We start from the raw sequence: 18089 nt of genomic DNA on the forward strand, positions 1-18089 counted from the left end.
TTATTAGGATTTGTGGGTAATGAAAGGCTTGATGTTCCTAATGGCTTGGCATTTCATTTGAATGATTATTTGCAGTTAGTGGATGAAACGGGGCGGCTAATTCTTAATAATAGTCGTAATGATAAAAGAGGCGCAATGAGTGAGTCTGCGATGCCGATTTTAAATCGATTGAATATTCCACCTGATAACTGGCTTAAATTAACTAAAGAGTTTACACGTTTATTTAAAGGGCCTGTTGGTCGCTTACAAGAGTTGGATGCTTATTGTGCGCATTTAGAGCGAAAACGACGTCAAGGTGTTGGGAGCTGCCTTCGTTGGCTCGATAGTGCTTAACGGGATTTGATGAGTACTCATTTTTAGCATTTAACCATACCGTTCTTTTATTATGCTGAACAACTTCTGAAAATTAGTTCAGTGATTTACTTTGCATGAAACTCATATAAATCATATTTTTCATAGGTTTAACAATCTTTTTGATGTTAGATTAACCTTTATATTAATGGTAAAGAACGAATAGCAGATCTTGAGGTGTAGATTGTGGGTTACGGCGTTATAAAATTAATTATGGATGTCTTAATTGATTTTTATACCGTTCTTTTATTATGCTGAACAACTTCTGAAAATTAGTTCAGTGATTTACTTTGCATGAAACTCATATAAATCATATTTTTCATAGGCTTAACAATCTTTTTGATGTTAGATTAACCTTTATATTAATGGTAAAGAACGAATAGCAGATCTTGAGGTGTAGATTTTGGGTTACGGCGTTATAAAATTAATTATGGATGTCTTAATTGATTTTTGGAATGACTCATAGTAAAAGTGCGCATGCGCATTTATTCAAATAAGATATAAAATATTTAGTGACTTTTCAATTAATTAAGTGAGCCCCAGTCGTCAATAATATGTCTCGAATGTAATGAATATGTTGCTTATTGGTAGCTAGATCAGTGGTTAACTGTTTGGTTTGATGGTAACCTATTGATCATTAATAAAAGAAAAACGCGCATGCGCACTATACAAAGGTTAGGGCTTTGCCTGGAAATTTGACGATAATCACATGGTTGCATTTGAAAGTGGCCGCATTAGGCTGCATATTGATGGTGAACTCTATGGATGCAATATATGAATAAGCAACACTTAGCTACTAAATTTCAAATGCACTACTATTTCGGCGATGACTCACACACAATGGATGCGTTGGTACGTAATCGTTGTGAAGCAGAAGTTATTGCGATACTTACAGAGATCGCTAAAACACTTGATGAAAATGTCTTGATCGAATGCGAAGCTCACAGAGAGGGTGGACTTCGTGACATATGGCAGCTAGCTAACGCAAACGCTGGAGTTCTTTCTGTTATTGTTGGCATTGCAGCGATAGCCGTCCCTCTGCTACCAAAATCAGATTCAGAATTAGAGCGGCTTCAAAAAGAAGACCTTCGTTTGAGTATAGAAGAGCGAAAATTGAGGATTCAAGCTCTAAAAGCAGAAATAACAGAAGATAAAGTTCAACCTGAAACAGTCACAAAAGTCGCTGAAGTAGTAAATGAAAACTACAAGGTTATTACTCGACGCTCTAACTTATTTAAACATCTGAATACATACAGCAAAGTCACTAAGTTAGGTGTAAATGGTCTCTCATCTGACGGTAGCGAGGTTAGCCCTGAAACCGAGGTAGTACGTGGTAGCTTTAAACGCTTTATCCTAAGTTCTAACGTATTACCAGTTGAAACGGTTGACGAAGCAATTATTGAAATTGTTTCTCCAGTTCTGAAACAGGGTAACTATAAATGGAAGGGTGTTTTTCATGGTGAAACTATAAGTTTCACCATGAAAGACCAAGAGTTTAAACAAGACGTACTAGACGAAAGAATTAGTTTTCAACATGGTTCTGCGATTCAGTGTGCTTTAAACATTCATAGCAAATTAGACGAAGTCGGTGAAATAACAATAACAGGATACTCGGTCGAAACTGTATTAGACAATATCAATGGTCAGCAAATAAGCCAAACATCCCAAGGCTTGGCCTACAGACACAAAAGAACTTTGGAAAAAGGGCAAGGAGACTTGTTCGTAAGCTGAAGAACGCCCCTAACAAGCAATTCAAGACCCTCAACGCGTGGCATTTTTGGTTTGCAGGTGTTTCAGTGGTTATTCTGCTATGCAGAAACTATCATTGTGCGTTTCGGGCTACTTAATCGGGCGTTAGGTAACAAGGAGAGTTATGAGAAATATTCTACTACTGGTACTACTTTCAACTATTTCCTATTCTTCTTTTGCAATAAATGACTTTAAGTGTGTGGTTAAAGAAGTATATAAATTGGATGATTCAGGAAAGTTAATAACTAAAGCTGGCTTTGTAACTCCAGATGTTGGTAGTACCTTTGTCGTTAATCGCCAATCAGGTCAAATTACAGGCGAAAAAATCACTAATACAATGTCTGGCGTTATGCCAAAAGTTTATGATATTTTGCCTAGTGAAAATACTTATAAATCAGTCACCGTTTATCCATACACCATTGATTATATTGAGATCTAGACTTACAAGAAGTCTCAAGAAAAGCCTTTTGTATATAAAGGAGCGTTTGGGGAAGTGATTACTGGTCTATGTACTGTGTCATAGTTACCTAATAAGCAAATAAATCAGGACAAATAACAGTTGGTTTTTGCTCCTGCGTCGCTAATTTTAACCAACTATTTTTCGCCTCTGATTGAGGCGTTAGGCATCTTGGAGAAGTCTTCGAAGTATGGTAAATAAATTAACCAAAAACACCTTCTATAAGTGATTAACTAGAGAGATTAACAGGAGAGATTAACAGCGAGAGATTAACAGGACATCCACGATTATTTCCATGAAGCCAAAGATATCTAGCTAAGGTTAATTTTCGTTGGTAACTTCAGTGAACCTAGCGCTCATCAAAAGTGATGCTGTGAAGTTGCATGGTCTATCTATAGGTCATTTGTTGTGTGGTATTTGCTGAGATCTTGTTTGTTGGGTCGAAATAATCAATTTACAACAATGAGTTATAAATGTATTCTGGCTTAATGATTTGTTTTAAAAACTGCTTTAAAAAACTGTTTTAAACTTAATGATTTGTTTTAAAAAAAGAGTAAGCAGTCTGGAAGATTATCCTGCTGTTGTTGAATAAATGTTTAGGCATCAAAGGATAGAGATGAGCACGCTGAATGTAAGAGTCTTGAAAAAGGAAGACTGGCTAACTTATCGAGCATTAAGGCTTTTATCTTTACAAGACTCCCCTGATTCATTTGGTAGTACTTATGGTTCTGAAATTAAGTTTTCCAATGAAGAATGGCTTTCTCGTCTTGAGCTTGATAATCGGGCTAAATATGCACTGCCATTAATGGCTGAGTTAAATGGAGTTGCAGTCGGTCTCGCTTTTGGGGTACTTCACCATCCATTCGATAAAACGGCTCATATCTATCAAATGTGGGTGTCTCCCAGTGTGCGCGGTCAGGGTGTTGGCAGTTTACTGCTTAACAAAATCATCGTATGGGCAAAAGGCTGTGATGTAGATTACCTTTGTTTAGCTGTTACCACTGTCAATTTAGGTGCGATTTATCTATATAAAACGACTGGGTTTGAGTCTTATGGTTCATTAGAAAAGCTTCGAGAAACCTCAGCGTTGGCTGTTCAACCAATGAGATTGAAATTGTGAAGTCAATGCTGTCACACACGTTTTACCTAGCCTGTTACTTGGCATAAACGCTATAAGGAATTAGCCATGAGGAAAGTCGTTACATTATCCATTTTTAGCCTGTTTTTAGGGGCATGTGTTTCAAATGATGCTGTAGAAGGGGTGGCTGAATCGCCAGTACACTATATAGACTTAACATCAAAGGAGTATAAGGAACGCGTTAAGGAATATTGGGTGGTGGAGACGAGTCAACATCCTAAATATCCCATTAGTGCAGCGAGAAAAAGGGTGTCTGGCTGTGTTGATGTTATTGTCGGTATTAAAAAAGATGGCAGAATGGGTGAGTATAAAGTCAAAAAGTCATACCCTGAAGGGATATTTGATCAATCTGCTATCGCAGTATTAAAGCATTGGAAATGGACATCGACACAAGAAAATACTGATAGCGCACCTGTTTTGACTACCGTTCAGTTAGATTTTATGGTTGATGGGGCTAAAAATAAGAGTGAAGCAGAGACGCTGTGCGGATTTACTCACATTTAGCCCTTTAACCAGCTAAGGCATGATGTGCATTTTGTGAGCTTTAGCCGTCGGGATGGGTGATCCAATCGGGGGCGGGGCGTTTACGCCATTTGGCAAAATGCATTTTGTCCCCTAGGTAAAATTGTCGGTAGGCTTTGATTGGATCGCCTACGATTTTGTATTGATCGGGCATGGCTTGAGCAAATTCGGTTAAGCCTAGATGTTCATATTTGTATTTGTCATCTTTTAAGGTATCCAATACTGCGATAGATTTATGATCATCTCGTTTATCATAACGATAGCGATATTCTTGGTTCAGTGCTCGCGTTAATTCTTTCAGCCAGAGAAAGTTGTCAAATGACGCTTCAACCCAGAGTACACAAGGATGATGAATATGAGTGGAACGATAGGGTGCCACAAAGCCTTTTTTATTTAACGCAGTGCAGAGTATTTGCACGCTTTCAAGGATCATTTTAATCACATGTTGATCGCAATGATATTGAGCGCAGTGTTCAATGTCGTTATCAAGCACGAAAATGTTCATGATTGCCTTCATCCTTGGGCTGATTGAAAATGATGCCAACTTTTAGTATACCAATAAATAAACCGAGTGATTTTTTACATCAGGTTTTTATTGACTGGGTTTTATTGTTTATTTATCTTTTTTTTGTGTCTCTTTGCTTTTTGACCACTATCGACAAATACTCAAAGTGTTCATACTGTTTTCATCTGTTAAGTCAATATATTTATATGGATTTAATCTGTTGTTATGTCTAAATTTTATTTCCTTTTAACGTTTTATCGATATTGCTAACAGGTTTATTTGCTATTGATTATTCATCGACGGGTTATAGGGAGATAGCTATGTTGTCAAGTGGATTACTATATCGTTGGTTGTTACATGTCTTTATCGCTTTTATATGCGTGTTCAATTCCCCTTTAATGGCTCGAAATTATCTTATTGATGCGGATAAGCAGCATATTTTTGGTGAAGATGCTTTTACCTTGATAGAGCACCCCACTTCCGCTAATGATGCTCCTCGTAGCGAGCCAAGTTATACTCAGCTTGCCATTGCACCAGGGGATCCTAACTATCTGTACGCAGCAACCTTAACCCACGGTATTTTGGCGTATCAATATCAAGAAGTCGATAAAATAGAAGGGGGGTTTGATGAGGCTCCCATAGCGGCGGTTTCAGCATCCGTGTTTGAAAGTACTCGAAATGCGTTAAATGGAAAATGTAATGAGGCGAATCCGGGGCAAACGCCAGGTGAGAGTTGCCATGGCTCTATTGGTATTGCATTTCATTACGATCCCATTGCAATCAATCACCATACGAATACTGCAGGTAAGGTTTTTATGTACTTAGCGCCGACCGTGGTACTTGATAACAGTGGTGGCAGAAACTTTTTTCAAAATATTATTCGATTGAGTGATGATGATGGCGATAGGATCTGGGGAGAAACCATCGCAGATGGGAATGAGGTCAATGAAGTTCGCCAAGTTATTGCTGAGTCGTTAAGTGTCTCACATCATCAAATTCAGCAACTGCATGTTAGCGGTAATGCATTATTTATTTCGCTAGGCTCTAGAGGTGACATTCAAACCAATGAGCAAGCTTATACGGCGTCGATATTATTCATTGAAAATTTACTTGAGCTGAATGACACCAGTACAGCAAACACTGCTTGGTATGACATTGGAGGGCATATCGATCCGAATAATTTTGATAGTCACGAAGATTATTTAAATGCATTACTACAGGAACATAATAAAGATATTCAAATTTTTACCAGTAGTGAGCCACATAAAATCCGCAATTATGTTCAAGGTTTACGTAATCCTTTTGGTATCGCCACAGATGAACTCGGTGATATTTACACTTCAATGCATGCGGTGAATGATGCCTCATCGCTGACTTTTTTGTGTCCGAATCCAACGGCTGTTGATGGTACCCCTAGAGATCAGCTTTATAAACTTGTTCGCGGCATCGATTATGGCTGCCCTAAAAGTAATACCACTGTAGGGGATTGGCGTGATGTGCAAAGTACCCATGAGAGTGTTATTCAAGCCATTGCACTGGGAGTGATTGAACCGGATCCTGCTAAGCAGGGGCGTCCAGTTTTAATGCTTGAATATGATATGGATAAAATTCCGCCGAGTGGTCTCGATTTTGTGACGGCCAGTGGCAATTATCATCAAAGTGCTGTCATGGGCAGCTGGAGTGTGCAAAATGCGGTGTTTTTATTAAATCAAGATCAGGGAGAATGGTCATTAGAAAAGCTGATTTCCAGTGGTGCCCATCAACCGCAAAGTACTAAATTTTTAAATGGCATGTTAGATGTTCTGACCGATCATAATGGTGATTTGCTTATGGCGTCACATAGGGGGGAGTTTGGCGGTAATGTGGGCTCGGGGATCTGGTATGTCGATGTGGAAAATGATCTGGTAAATAATCAAGTCCCCCTGTTCAGATACAGCCATATTGTTGATCATACTGTTATGATTGGCGGTTCTTTTTCTTTCTTTCCTGCTTGGCATGATGGCGATGAGCAAGATGCGATGAATATGACTTTCTCTATCGTCAATGCACCGACTTGGCTTGAGATTAATACGCAAACAGGTGAAATTTTTGGGACTCCTGCTTGTGGCGATCAAGGTAATGCAGAAAACATTTATTTTGAAATATCAGATGGTATGGCAAGCACATCATCACCAATGTTTACTCTCACTGTGGTGGGTGAGCAATGTACTCCTAAGATGGAACATGGCGTGTTAATCAATGTGAGCAATCACTGGCAAACGGTCAGCTTAAGTCACGATTACGATAATATGGTGGTGGTAGCTACGCCTGTTTATACATTGAGTCATGTTGCTACCGTGCCGCGGATCCGCAACGCTACTGGTAATCAATTTGAGATCATGGCGCAAGACATTAATCAAACGGGAGAGGCGATATCGGTAACATTAAGTTATATGGTCGTGGAGGAAGGGATTTATACCCAAGAGGAGCATGGTATAAAAATGGAGGCGCAAAGAGTCACGGCCAGTTTAACAGGACATAAAGATATCTGGGAAGCTGAAACGCAAACCATGTTAAACAATACGGATTATATAATGCCTGTGGTGATTGGCCAAGTTATGACCTATCAAGATACTGAGTTTTCATACTTTTGGAGTGCAAGCAATGGTGGTAAGAAAGATCTTGGCTTGCCAACAGAGATAGCCTTTATCGCTGGAAAAGGGACTAGCACCAGCAGAGGAAGCCGCTTAGCAGAAGATGTGGGTATTATCATTATTGAGTCTGGACATTATATCGCTGAAGGGCTTTATTTTACTGCGGCAATCGGGGCTGATATTGTGAAAGGTATCGCGAATGGCGGGGAGTATCTTTATGTTACGGGGGAGGGCAGTCATGCTGTTGCTTCGGTCATGGGATTAGATGGCGCCGATGGGGGTTGGGCAGTACTCAATGGCTTACCAGGAAGTCCTGAGGGGACGCTGTCACTGACAATTGATGAAAGTAACAGTAAAAGAACACATAGCTCAGCAGAACGTATAGGTTATGTATTGTTTCAATGAGTTGTTAAAATAAAAAGGAGCTTATGGTCAATCATTATGATTGATAGAGTGTTTTATTCCTCTGGAGAGACGAGGATAAATTGAAGTGGGTAAACGTTGAGAGTCAATGCGGTGCCACTTTCTTAGAGATATACCAGTTAGACGTTAAGATGCCTGTTTTCAGAGCCTGTAAAAGTGCCTAATTCAAGGCGTACTCTTTTGCAAGAAAAGGGGCCAAAATGCTTATTGCCTTTTAAGGTGATACAACGCAGAAGTCCGTGCTTTTACAGACTCCCAAAGGGCTGGCCTCTTTTATATGTAAAAGCAAGGCCTTTTATACTGCGTGACTGAACATCAGCTTAGAATGACTAGGGGGCGTTGACCCCTTAGCCCCCATTGTGATTACTTAATCTGTTTTAGATTTTCTGTTTACTTTGCTCTTGTTTTTCACGTGATGAATACTTATTTAAAGATTGTGTTAACTGTATTCAAATGATCCATGGCAGTGGCTTTTATTCAGCCATGTTTACAATGAATAGCTTAATAATATTGTCTAATCCATTGCTAATGTTAATGGCTAATCCTTTAGGGGTAATACTAATATTAACTATGATATCAACAGGAAAGAGGTTAGTATTTACTAACCTCGCTGTTTATACTCACTTTTGTTAATGGCAATGATATTTCACCTGCGAAAATGCCAAATGACATGTCAAAAATTCATTATGCTGCTGAAGTCATATGGGTCGTTTGGCTTAATCATCTTGGACTATATTAATGTGATTTAAACAGCCGGAATTGGCTGTTAGCCATGGTGAACCTGCTAATTTTATATTTGACTTGTGGTTGTGATGAGGTATGACTAAATTGTGATATTACCATTTGAGGTAAGTTTGTTTCATAGAAGGGGTGCAAATTGACTTGGCCTATTGTGTATGGGATTGAATGTATTCGTCGCCGATAATGACATCATTAAGTCTTAAAACACCTTATTAATCGTATTTAGATGGATGACGTTTGTTAATATCCAGTGTATTCACCTATCAGGAGTGGAGGATATCGACATATTAATGACAATGACATTTTATTAAGTTGAGCATTATTTGAAAAGAAGAATGAGCATAGTGAATAGTTCGCTATGGGGTTAGACTCAAACTACACTATATTTCGGGATCTAAAATATAGGATATTTAGAAAATGAAAACATGTCGCTTCATCATTACTTTTATTGCAATGGCAATAAGTATTTCAAGTTATGCTAATGAGCAGCAGCTTGCAATGGGATCAGCAGAATGTGCATCCATAAGTTCTGATAAGCCATTCACTTTAGTATTGAAAAAAGGAAGTATACTTCCAGATACTATTATTGATTGCGTTAATAAAGCGAAAATACAAAGTGCATGGATACAGGCAATTGGCGCGCTTAAGAATGTTGATTTGGCATATTATAATGCCAATAGAGAAGACTTTGATCATAAATTGTTTAACACCGAGATCTATGAATTGGTCTCATTTACAGGCAACATAGCTTTACGAGATAGCAAGCCTTTTTTACACGCTCATCTTATTTTAAGTGATAGTAATTACAATACACTAGGCGGTCATCATCAACGTTCAGAGGTTGGAGTGACTTTTGAAGCAATGATTGCTCCTGTTGACGCTCATCCAGTGCGATATCAAATAAAACCAAATAATCCACTTTGGTTGATCCGCTCACCAGAAAATTCAGCTAATGATAATCGTTGAGAAGAATTATAAAATAAATACTTGTCGATAAGCTGGAGGCTATATCAGAGGCTTTTATGGCGTGAGTTAGCGATTGATTGCTTTTTCTTTAATCCAAGCTGGGGTCAATTCCTCGTTGATTGCGGTGTAGAAGTATTAAAAGGAACATGTTTACAGACAAGATAAAGTGCTTATTAACCTGAACTCGGGATAATGAGTGTCAAAGAATATTGATAATTCATTTAAAATCAATATTTTAAGTTAAGTCCCGTTATTCTTTATTGTTTAATTTGGCTAAATACCGCTATTAAGCGGCGCTGCTTATCCCGAGTTCAGGTTTATTATTTTATTCATGGCCAAACTGTATGATATTTTTTGATTTTTGAATCGGGTCATTTTACTAACAAACCCGTTTTCGCATAAATGACTGTATTGTCAATGTCACCATTTGGCAGTAAACGATGGTTATATAACTGACCTTCAAATTGATAACCACAGCGCTGAGCCACAGACAAACTTTTCACATTTTTATCAGATGCCTTAATTAGAAATAGAGTCGGTAGAATTTAGCGTTCAAATATTATCTTTTGACCGTGACGTCAGGCTGAATGAGTTTATTACTAGTACAATATAAATGATAATTAGTGAAATCAATGTTAAGTGGTTGACTATTTGTCTTTAAAAAATACAAATTATTTTGTCCTAGTTTTTTCTTTTATAATGAAAAAATTTGATGGCAATTATTGGCGTCGAATAAGTCTCTATTTGGCTGAAAGCGATATGTTCATATTCAGGCACTCATTGTTGGGTGCTTATATTTTGGACTACTTGAGGACTCTTATTTACGGATCTAAATGCAACGATATTAACAGGCAGACAGTGGGCGAGGTGTCATCTGTTTGAAAGTCGTGCTCGCGTTTTTTAACTAGGGGACGGAAGAATGCTCATTCTTTTTGTTGGAAGCTGATATAGACTTTGATTAATCACATAGTTGTTAGCAGTCTCATTAGTGAAAGACAAGTGGTTTGAATTACGCGAAAATGGCGTTTAATCCACTACTCAGAGATACACCGGAAGTAGATGAATCATTACAATGGGATTGCCATTTGAATAAATGGCAATAAAGTCCATGTACAAAGCGGCGTGCATTATTTTTTGCTTCGCGTTTTTTACTCTGTTGAGATAGTGATAATAACGGTGCCCATCGGGAAGGTGATGTTACCAAAAGTAATAACAACTTTCGTGGCGCTTGCTGGCGTACTGATGGAATTACCAAGGGGCGTTGATTCTGTAATGTTAAGTTCTACTGGCTGTCCAAGCGGAGTATTATCTTGCCAATATTGCGCTAAGGCAGTTGCAGAGCCGCCCGAGACATTTTCAACTAGCAAACGATAACCATGGATCCGATCATTTTCTGTTACCTGAGCCGTTAATGATGACGCGCCAGCTCTAAACTCTGTAATGGAGAAGACTGCTTGAGAAATGATATTGGACATATTTTGCCTCTATAGGTAATTGATATGAAAAATTTAAATTATTTCAAAATGAGTATAGAACATTTCTGCTTATGTGGATTTATGGGTTGTTTTGTTCTTAGCATCCTCATTGAAACATGAAACATGAAACATGAAACATGAAACATGAAACATTTGAATTGATCTATGAATGTAATCGCGTTTTTGATCGGAGTGATAAAGGATACTCACTCTTTTTGTTGGATGTAGTCTGAATGGCCGAAAGGAGCATGTACCGAACGCTTAATCAAGTGTGAAAATGAATAAAGCTAAACCAGTGATGGGATATAGCTTTGAACAAGATAGTAGCCCATCGACTTGCTTACACCAATGAAGGATGAATGGTTGATCATTAAAGAACAGTCGACTAAATGCAAATAGGCATGTTGAGTTTTGGTTATTTTTTCTGGATTATTAGTGACAAAAGAAGAACGCTTGATCCCAAAGTTAATCATGAATAAATTTAAATCACTTGAGGATGAGAAAGTGACTTAAATTAACGAGTGACATTTATCATGCGTTTTGCAAAGCCAGATAAAAAATAGAAGCTGGTGATCACGTCTATTCCGCTAGGTGGCAAGATTAATATTGCTACCTACATTCTAATCTCGTCATTTGGATAAAAGTATTGATAAAGTCGGGGATTGGTATGTTGAAATGGACGCCTGCTATCCATGCAGGTCAAATACTTGCTGTGTGTCACAGAGGTATCTGCACAAACCCCGCTGGAAGCGTTAAGTATCCATGAACCCAACACCTCAAATACATTGAATCAATAGCAGATAAACCTAAACAAAAATGTAGGAGCTTCATTTGAAGATTGAATGAAGCCTTAGACTTTGGCTAAAAAGTGCGACTATCAAACACTTTGATTTCTTGTTAAAATCATCGCCTTTGATTTTGGTTATGGATTTTTGACTTGACTTCGCATTCGGACCCTCATTCTGGCTCACATTCTGAGCGCGCTAACGACCATGGCGCTGACACTCATTCTGACTCATCGTCTGGTTTACCTTCTAAATCGGCTGCTGAGAGTACGCCGACAGCGCCTGCTGAGCATCATTCGCCTCATCCGTTATCGGCAGCCTTTTTAAAGACCTGTTATCAAGCCGATGCGGCCCGTATTAGAAAGCGTCTGTTTCGATTAAACAAAGGGCCTCATTCTGCTAATAGAAAAGGAAAGGGTAAACAGAAAATAAAAAGTCAGCATGTTCATACCAAAGAAGGTAAAGACAATGCCGATAGTAAGGCTGTTGCGCAACAAGCTGCGGCGAAAAAGAATGAAGAGCGTCAAAGACTGACTGAGCAAGCGTTAAAAGCCCGTGAAAAGGTTGAGCAGCGCCTTGCTCGTCGCCCTCGAATTGATTATCCCGAAAATTTGCCTATTTCACAAAAGCGTGAAGACATTGCCGCTGCGATTGCTGCTAATCAAGTGGTGATTATTGCAGGGGAAACCGGTTCAGGTAAAACGACTCAGCTACCTAAAATTTGTTTGGATTTAGGCTTAGGAACGCGAGGCTTGATTGGTCATACTCAGCCTCGGCGCTTGGCGGCGCGCAGTGTGGCCTCTCGTATTGCAGAGGAAATGAAAACGCCTTTGGGTGAGGCGGTGGGCTTTAAGGTCCGCTTTGCCGATGCCATTAAGCCTGAGTCGTATATTAAACTCATGACCGATGGGATTTTATTGGCTGAGCTGACCTCCGATAAATTTCTTGATCAATATGATGCGATTATTATCGATGAGGCCCATGAGCGCAGTCTCAATATTGATTTCATTTTAGGTTATTTAAAGAATGTATTAAAGAAACGCCCCGATCTAAAAGTGATTGTGACCTCGGCCACCATTGATGTGGCGCGTTTTTCTAAGCACTTTAATGATGCGCCTGTGATTGAAGTATCTGGGCGAACTTTTCCGGTTGAAACCCGTTATCGGCCTTTAGTGTCAGATAATGAGACCGATATGGACATGATGGATGGCATTTTTGCTGCCACCGATGAGTTGGTGAATGAAGGCTTAGGGGATATTCTGATTTTCTTAAGCGGCGAGCGTGAAATTCGTGATGTGGCGGAGCAGCTCAATAAACGTCAGTACCGTGATACGGAAATTTTGCCTTTATATGCGCGTTTATCCTATGGCGAGCAATCAAAAGTGTTTAATAGTCATGTGGGCAGGCGCATTGTACTGGCAACGAACGTCGCAGAAACCTCTTTGACTGTGCCGGGGATCCGTTATGTGATTGATCCCGGTTTTGCCCGCATTAGCCGCTATAGTTATCGTACTAAAGTGCAACGTTTACCCATTGAGCCTATCTCTCAAGCCAGTGCCAATCAGAGACAAGGCCGCTGTGGACGTGTGGCGGCAGGCGTGTGTATTCGCTTATACAGTGAAGAGGATTTTAATCTTCGTTCTGAATTTACCGATCCTGAAATTCTGCGTACCAACTTAGCCTCGGTGATTTTAAAGATGTTGGCTATTGGCCTTGGGGACATTGAGCATTTTCCGTTTATACAGGCGCCAGATCCCCGTTACATTCGTGACGGCTTTTTGTTGCTTGAAGAGCTAGAAGCAGTGCACAAACAGAGCCAAGGGCTGAAACTGACACCTTTAGGCAAGCAGCTGGCGCATATTCCTGTGGATCCTCGATTGGCGCGAATGGTCATTGAGGCCAATAAAAATGATTGCTTACATGAAGTCTTAGTGATCGCCTCGGCTTTGTCGATTCAAGATCCACGTGAGCGACCCATAGATAAACAGCAAGCGGCGGATCAGGCGCATCAGCGTTTTATTAATAATGAGTCAGATTTTATTTCATGGCTCAATTTGTGGGATTTTATTAAAACCAGCCAGCAAGAATATAGCAGTAATCAGTTTCGGCGACAGTGTAAGAAAGAGTTTTTAGCTTACTTGCGCGTGCGAGAATGGCAAGATTTGTATGCCCAGCTTAGACAAGCCACACATGATTTGAAATGGAAACTGAATACGGCGAATACTGAGATTAACTACGAGTTATTGCATCGCGCTTTACTGACTGGTTTACTCAGCCATATTGGGTTTAAAGATAAAGACAAGGAATACTTGGGGGCTCGCAATCGTAAATTTTTTGTGTTTCCCGGTTCGCCTTTGGCTAAAAAGGGTCCCAAATGGGTGATGGCGGCAGAGCTGACGGAAACGTCTCGCTTATTTGCTCGTTGCTGCGCGAAAATCCAACCTGAGTGGATAGCTGACTTGGCTGGGCATTTAGTGAAAAAGAACTATCTTGAACCGCATTTCGAAGCCAAACAGGGCAGTGTGGTGGCCTTTGAAAATCAAGTGCTTTATGGGCTGACAGTCTTGAATCGCCGTAAAATCCAATATGGACCGGTGGATCCAGTGGAAGCTCGGGATATTTTTATTCGCAGTGCGTTGGCAGAAGGCCAATTGAAGACTAAAGAAGCGTTTTTCATTAACAATCAAAAGCTACTGTTAGATATTGAATCATTGGAGCATAAGTCTCGTCGCCGCGATATTTTGGTGGACGAGCAAGTGCTGGTGGACTTTTATCAGTCTAAAGTGCCCGATGGCATGTATAACGCCGCGTCTTTTCATCGCTGGTGGAAAAAAGCCAAACAGCAAGAGCCAGAGCGACTGGATTTTGAACGCGATAGTTTGATGCAGCGCTGTGACACTCATGTGTCGGCACTAGACTTTCCTGAGCGGTGGCAAAAAGGCAATTTGAATTTATTGGTTAGTTATCATTTTGAGCCATCTGCGGTTGATGATGGGGTGTCGGTGCACATACCAGTAGCCTTGATTAATCAGGTGGATGACAGCGACTTTGACTGGCAAGTTGCAGGGTTGCGTGAAGAGAAAGTTGTGGCCCTTATTCGGTCTTTACCTAAAACCTTAAGGCGTAATTTTGTGCCTGCGCCCGATTATGCTCAGGCTTGTATACAGGCAATGATACCGTTTGATTTACCCTTGCTAGATGCCATGTGTAAGCAGTTACTGCGTATGAGTGGTGTACGCATTGAACCTCATGATTTTGATCTTGCCCAATTGAGCAAACATTTGAAGGTGAACTTTAAGGTAGAGGGCAATAAAGGCCAGTTATTGGCGCAAGGGCGAGAATTATTACCGCTAAAAGACAGCATGCAAGGGCAAGTATCTCAAGCTATTCGTCAAGTGGCGGATGCAGGAATTGAACAAGATGCCCTCACTACGTGGTCATTTGGTAAGTTGCCTAAGCAATACCAGCAAAATAAGGGTAATTTTGAGGTAAAAGCCTTTCCGGCGTTAGTGGCCCATAAAGACAGTGTTTCTATCAAATTATTTGATGATGAACATGAGGCGGATAAAGAGCATTCTGCGGGGTTAAAAACATTACTGCTGCTTAATATTCCCTCTCCTGTGAAATATTTACAAAAGAGTTTGCCTAATAAAGCCAAGCTTGCGATGTATTTTAATCCTTTTGGTCAGGTGCAAGTGTTAATCGATGATATTTTATCGGCCGCAGTACAACGTTTATTGGACGAAAAAAAGCTGGATATTCGTGATGAGGCCAGTTTTGATGCTGCAAAGGATTGGGTACGCCAAGAGTTGAATCCCACGGCTGAGAAAATCTCCCTCGATGTAGAAGCCATTTTGACTTTATATCAAAAAGTGAAGAAACGCTTAAAGGGGAAGATCAGTCTCGATATTGCTTTTGCCATGAGCGATATTCATGGGCAATTAGATAAGCTGGTGTTTAAAGGTTTTGTCCAAAGCTGTGGCTGGCAACGTTTGCCTGATGTGCTGCGGTACTTAAAGGCGATTGAGAATCGTCTTGATAAGTTGCCTGTGGATCCAAACCGTGACAGGTTGCATATGCACAGCATAAGCAAGGTACAAGCACAATTGGATGCCCAAGTGGCAAAATTGACTAAAAACATGCCCGAATCTGAAGTATTAGTGGAGGCGAGATGGATGATTGAAGAGTACCGTGTTTCTTGTTTTGCGCAAATTTTAGGGACGGCTTATCCTATTTCGGAGAAACGGATTTTGAATAAAATTGCCGAAAGTTAAGGCGGATTGATTAAAATAATGTGAAGGTGAAAGCGTGAATGATTGTTTAGGCAGCCATTCTGCTTTCATTCTCTATATTGATTTTCGTTATTGTCAATTCTATGTGTGCCTGTTCTATACTTTAAAAGACATTCCTTTATCCTAAAGACACTATGACACCTAAGTCATTAACTGTACTATCCCCTACTGCTATTTTAGGTTACGGCTTTCCTTTATCCTCGTTTGAGCGGGGCATGGCGATGAAGCCCGATGTGATTGCCGTTGATGCAGGCTCAGTGGATCCTGGCCCGTTTTATTTAGGCTCAGGTAAGTCTTTTACTGATAGGGCCGCGGTTAAGCGAGATTTACTGCAGATGATCATTGCGGGCGTGCAAGCAAAGATCCCTGTTATTGTGGGCTCTGCAGGGGGCTCAGGTGCGAAAGCACATTTAGATTGGACCCTTGAGATTGTGCAAGAGTTACTTGTAGAACAAGGTATTACTGCGAAGCTTGGCGTTATTACTGCTGATATTGATAAACAAGCTGTTATCAATGGAATTGAGAGTCATAAAGTGACGGCCCTGGCAGGTTTAGCGCCACTTGTGAAAGAAGAGGTTGAAGCGACAACATCAATTGTTGCTCAAATGGGGGTTGAGCCTTTTATTGAGGCATTAGATGCTGGATGTCAGATTATTTTGGCTGGAAGGGCTTATGATCCTGCTGTTTTTGCTGCTCTTCCGATAAAGTGTGGCTTTGATGCAGGCCTTGCTATTCATATGGGCAAGATTTTAGAATGCGCTGCTATTGCGGCTGAACCGGGATCTGGCGCAGATTGCGTGGTGGGGGTGATTGATCAATCTGGTTTTACGCTTATTTCGTGCAGTGATGAAAGGCAATTTACTGAAGATTCCGTTGCTGCTCATACTTTATATGAAAAATCGAACCCTTACCTGTTACCAGGGCCGGGTGGATATTTAGATTTAACCCAAGTTGTGTTTAGTGCGTTAGGCAATGGACAGGTGCGTGTGACGGGAAGTCGTTTTGTTAAAGATGATATTTATCGAGTCAAATTGGAAGGAGCGCGGTTACAAGGTTATCGAACGGTGAGTATTGCTGGGATCCGCGATCCGATCATGATTAATACAATTGATGATATTTTAACAACGATTAAAGATAAAATGTGCACTCGAATGGAAGAAGATACCGTTGAAGCTTTTATTGATTTTCACGTATATGGTAAGAATGGGGTGATGGGACAACAAGAACCCATGAAAATAACTCAAGCGCATGAATTAGGAGTGGTTATTGAGGTGGTTGCCAGTGAACAAGCCATTGCCGATAGTATGTGTAGTTTGACGCGTTCAACCTTATTGCACTTCGGTTACCCTAACCGCATTGCTACAGCAGGAAATTTGGCGTTTCCTTTTTCGCCGTCAGACTTAAGTGCTGGTCCTGTCTATTGTTTTTCTATGTATCATTTAATTGAAATGCAAGATTTTTCCTTTTTTAAATTGAAGGTGATTGAGTCATGAAAAAGGTATTAACTGAGCTGGCTAAGGTGATCCGCTCTAAAAACTGCAGTCCATTTGAATTAACATTGGATATTATTTTTAATCATAGAGTTGATTATGATGTTTTAAAAAAGACACAGCAGATTAATGATGAGCTTATTGCAAATTTATATAATATTTCTGTCGAAGAGGTTAAATCGATTATTTATTTTGAACCTGCAAAATCAATAAAAATTGTTCTTAACAGAATTCAACCATCCGGTAGTCAAGGAGATAATGATGTTTATGGGGCGCAGCAGCATGCACCATTATTAGCAATTACTCTTGATGTTTAATATTATTTTTTCTATTTTTATTAAAAATTTTTTGTATCGATAATTTTACTTATATTTTACTAGTAATAGATATTGTATTTTTTATTCTCAATCATTTTTATGACTTTCTTATAATTAATGATAATCATTGTTGTTTATATTTCATTCAATAAGTAGTATTAAAGTCGTAATGATCCATAATGATTGATATTGTCACTTTACTATTTAAAATAAATGATATTGAAATCATTGTAACGGCTTATATT

General features: G+C 39.7%; 12 protein-coding genes and 1 pseudogene. 10 read left to right on the plus strand and 3 right to left on the minus strand.

Going from position 1 to position 18089, the window contains the following annotated elements; all coding sequences use genetic code 11:
* From Q0976_RS13940 to Q0976_RS13960, 5 genes and pseudogenes are all read left to right on the plus strand, one after another.
* Positions 1-333, plus strand: a pseudogene (locus tag Q0976_RS13940) (transposase); the annotation flags it as partial.
* Between the two features lie 792 nt (positions 334-1125).
* Positions 1126-2082: a hypothetical protein gene (locus Q0976_RS13945; RefSeq protein ID WP_299494453.1), complete on the plus strand. Its 957-nt coding sequence runs from the start codon at positions 1126-1128 to the stop codon at positions 2080-2082.
* Positions 2083-2224: 142 nt separating this feature from the next.
* Positions 2225-2539 carry a hypothetical protein gene (locus Q0976_RS13950; RefSeq protein ID WP_299494454.1) on the plus strand — a complete coding sequence of 105 codons (315 nt, stop codon included), beginning with the start codon at positions 2225-2227 and terminating at the stop codon, positions 2537-2539.
* 634 nt (positions 2540-3173) lie between these two features.
* Complete coding sequence (locus Q0976_RS13955; RefSeq protein WP_299494455.1) at positions 3174-3677, plus strand: GNAT family N-acetyltransferase; 504 nt, start codon at positions 3174-3176, stop codon at positions 3675-3677.
* A 66-nt stretch (positions 3678-3743) separates the two neighbouring features.
* Positions 3744-4199, plus strand: a complete 456-nt coding sequence (locus tag Q0976_RS13960) for an energy transducer TonB (RefSeq protein WP_299494457.1) — start codon at positions 3744-3746, stop codon at positions 4197-4199.
* A gap of 40 nt (positions 4200-4239) precedes the next feature.
* On the opposite strand, the gene Q0976_RS13965 is transcribed toward Q0976_RS13960, so the two are convergent.
* A complete protein-coding gene (locus Q0976_RS13965) occupies positions 4240-4722 on the minus strand; it encodes a pyrimidine dimer DNA glycosylase/endonuclease V (RefSeq protein WP_299494459.1) in 483 nt (160 codons plus the stop codon).
* A 320-nt stretch (positions 4723-5042) separates the two neighbouring features.
* On the opposite strand from Q0976_RS13965, the gene Q0976_RS13970 reads away from it, so the two are divergent.
* Positions 5043-7760 (plus strand): Ig domain-containing protein, encoded by a 2718-nt coding sequence (locus Q0976_RS13970; protein ID WP_299494461.1) that lies wholly within the window; start codon positions 5043-5045, stop codon positions 7758-7760.
* 1176 nt (positions 7761-8936) lie between these two features.
* Positions 8937-9485 (plus strand): DUF296 domain-containing protein, encoded by a 549-nt coding sequence (locus Q0976_RS13975; RefSeq protein ID WP_299494463.1) that lies wholly within the window; start codon positions 8937-8939, stop codon positions 9483-9485.
* A 371-nt stretch (positions 9486-9856) separates the two neighbouring features.
* On the opposite strand, the gene Q0976_RS13980 is transcribed toward Q0976_RS13975, so the two are convergent.
* Both Q0976_RS13980 and Q0976_RS13985 read right to left on the minus strand, forming a co-directional pair.
* Entirely contained in the window at positions 9857-9988 is a 132-nt protein-coding gene (locus Q0976_RS13980) for a hypothetical protein (RefSeq protein WP_299494465.1), read from the minus strand.
* Between the two features lie 645 nt (positions 9989-10633).
* On the minus strand, positions 10634-10960 hold the full coding sequence (locus Q0976_RS13985; RefSeq protein ID WP_299494466.1) for a hypothetical protein: 327 nt from the start codon (positions 10958-10960) through the stop codon (positions 10634-10636).
* A 937-nt stretch (positions 10961-11897) separates the two neighbouring features.
* Here Q0976_RS13985 and hrpA point away from each other — a divergent pair.
* The 3 genes from hrpA to Q0976_RS14000 all read left to right on the plus strand — a co-directional run bounded on the left by hrpA (position 11898) and on the right by Q0976_RS14000 (position 17844).
* Complete coding sequence (gene hrpA / locus Q0976_RS13990) at positions 11898-16019, plus strand: ATP-dependent RNA helicase HrpA (RefSeq protein ID WP_299494467.1); 4122 nt, start codon at positions 11898-11900, stop codon at positions 16017-16019.
* Between the two features lie 152 nt (positions 16020-16171).
* Positions 16172-17530 carry an acyclic terpene utilization AtuA family protein gene (locus Q0976_RS13995; RefSeq protein ID WP_299494468.1) on the plus strand — a complete coding sequence of 453 codons (1359 nt, stop codon included), beginning with the start codon at positions 16172-16174 and terminating at the stop codon, positions 17528-17530.
* Positions 17527-17844, plus strand: coding sequence for a DUF4387 domain-containing protein (locus Q0976_RS14000; protein WP_299494469.1), 318 nt, complete (start codon positions 17527-17529; stop codon positions 17842-17844). The genes Q0976_RS13995 and Q0976_RS14000 overlap by 4 nt, the downstream gene beginning before the upstream one ends.
* Positions 17845-18089 lie beyond the last annotated feature (245 nt).

Origin of the sequence: uncultured Shewanella sp., from assembly GCF_947501665.1 — a bacterium.
In the GTDB taxonomy this organism is placed as follows: domain Bacteria; phylum Pseudomonadota; class Gammaproteobacteria; order Enterobacterales; family Shewanellaceae; genus Shewanella.

What these genes read in the sequence shown, in the direction of transcription:
- Q0976_RS13945 (WP_299494453.1), top strand. Translation starts at nt 1,126, where the DNA reads ATGAATAAGCAACACTTAGCTACTAAATTTCAAATGCACTACTATTTC.
- Q0976_RS13950 (WP_299494454.1), top strand. Translation starts at nt 2,225, where the DNA reads ATGAGAAATATTCTACTACTGGTACTACTTTCAACTATTTCCTATTCT.
- Q0976_RS13955 (WP_299494455.1), top strand. Translation starts at nt 3,174, where the DNA reads ATGAGCACGCTGAATGTAAGAGTCTTGAAAAAGGAAGACTGGCTAACT.
- Q0976_RS13960 (WP_299494457.1), top strand. Translation starts at nt 3,744, where the DNA reads ATGAGGAAAGTCGTTACATTATCCATTTTTAGCCTGTTTTTAGGGGCA.
- Q0976_RS13965 (WP_299494459.1), bottom strand. Translation starts at nt 4,722, where the DNA reads ATGAACATTTTCGTGCTTGATAACGACATTGAACACTGCGCTCAATAT.
- Q0976_RS13970 (WP_299494461.1), top strand. Translation starts at nt 5,043, where the DNA reads ATGTTGTCAAGTGGATTACTATATCGTTGGTTGTTACATGTCTTTATC.
- Q0976_RS13975 (WP_299494463.1), top strand. Translation starts at nt 8,937, where the DNA reads ATGAAAACATGTCGCTTCATCATTACTTTTATTGCAATGGCAATAAGT.
- Q0976_RS13985 (WP_299494466.1), bottom strand. Translation starts at nt 10,960, where the DNA reads ATGTCCAATATCATTTCTCAAGCAGTCTTCTCCATTACAGAGTTTAGA.
- Q0976_RS13995 (WP_299494468.1), top strand. Translation starts at nt 16,172, where the DNA reads ATGACACCTAAGTCATTAACTGTACTATCCCCTACTGCTATTTTAGGT.
- Q0976_RS14000 (WP_299494469.1), top strand. Translation starts at nt 17,527, where the DNA reads ATGAAAAAGGTATTAACTGAGCTGGCTAAGGTGATCCGCTCTAAAAAC.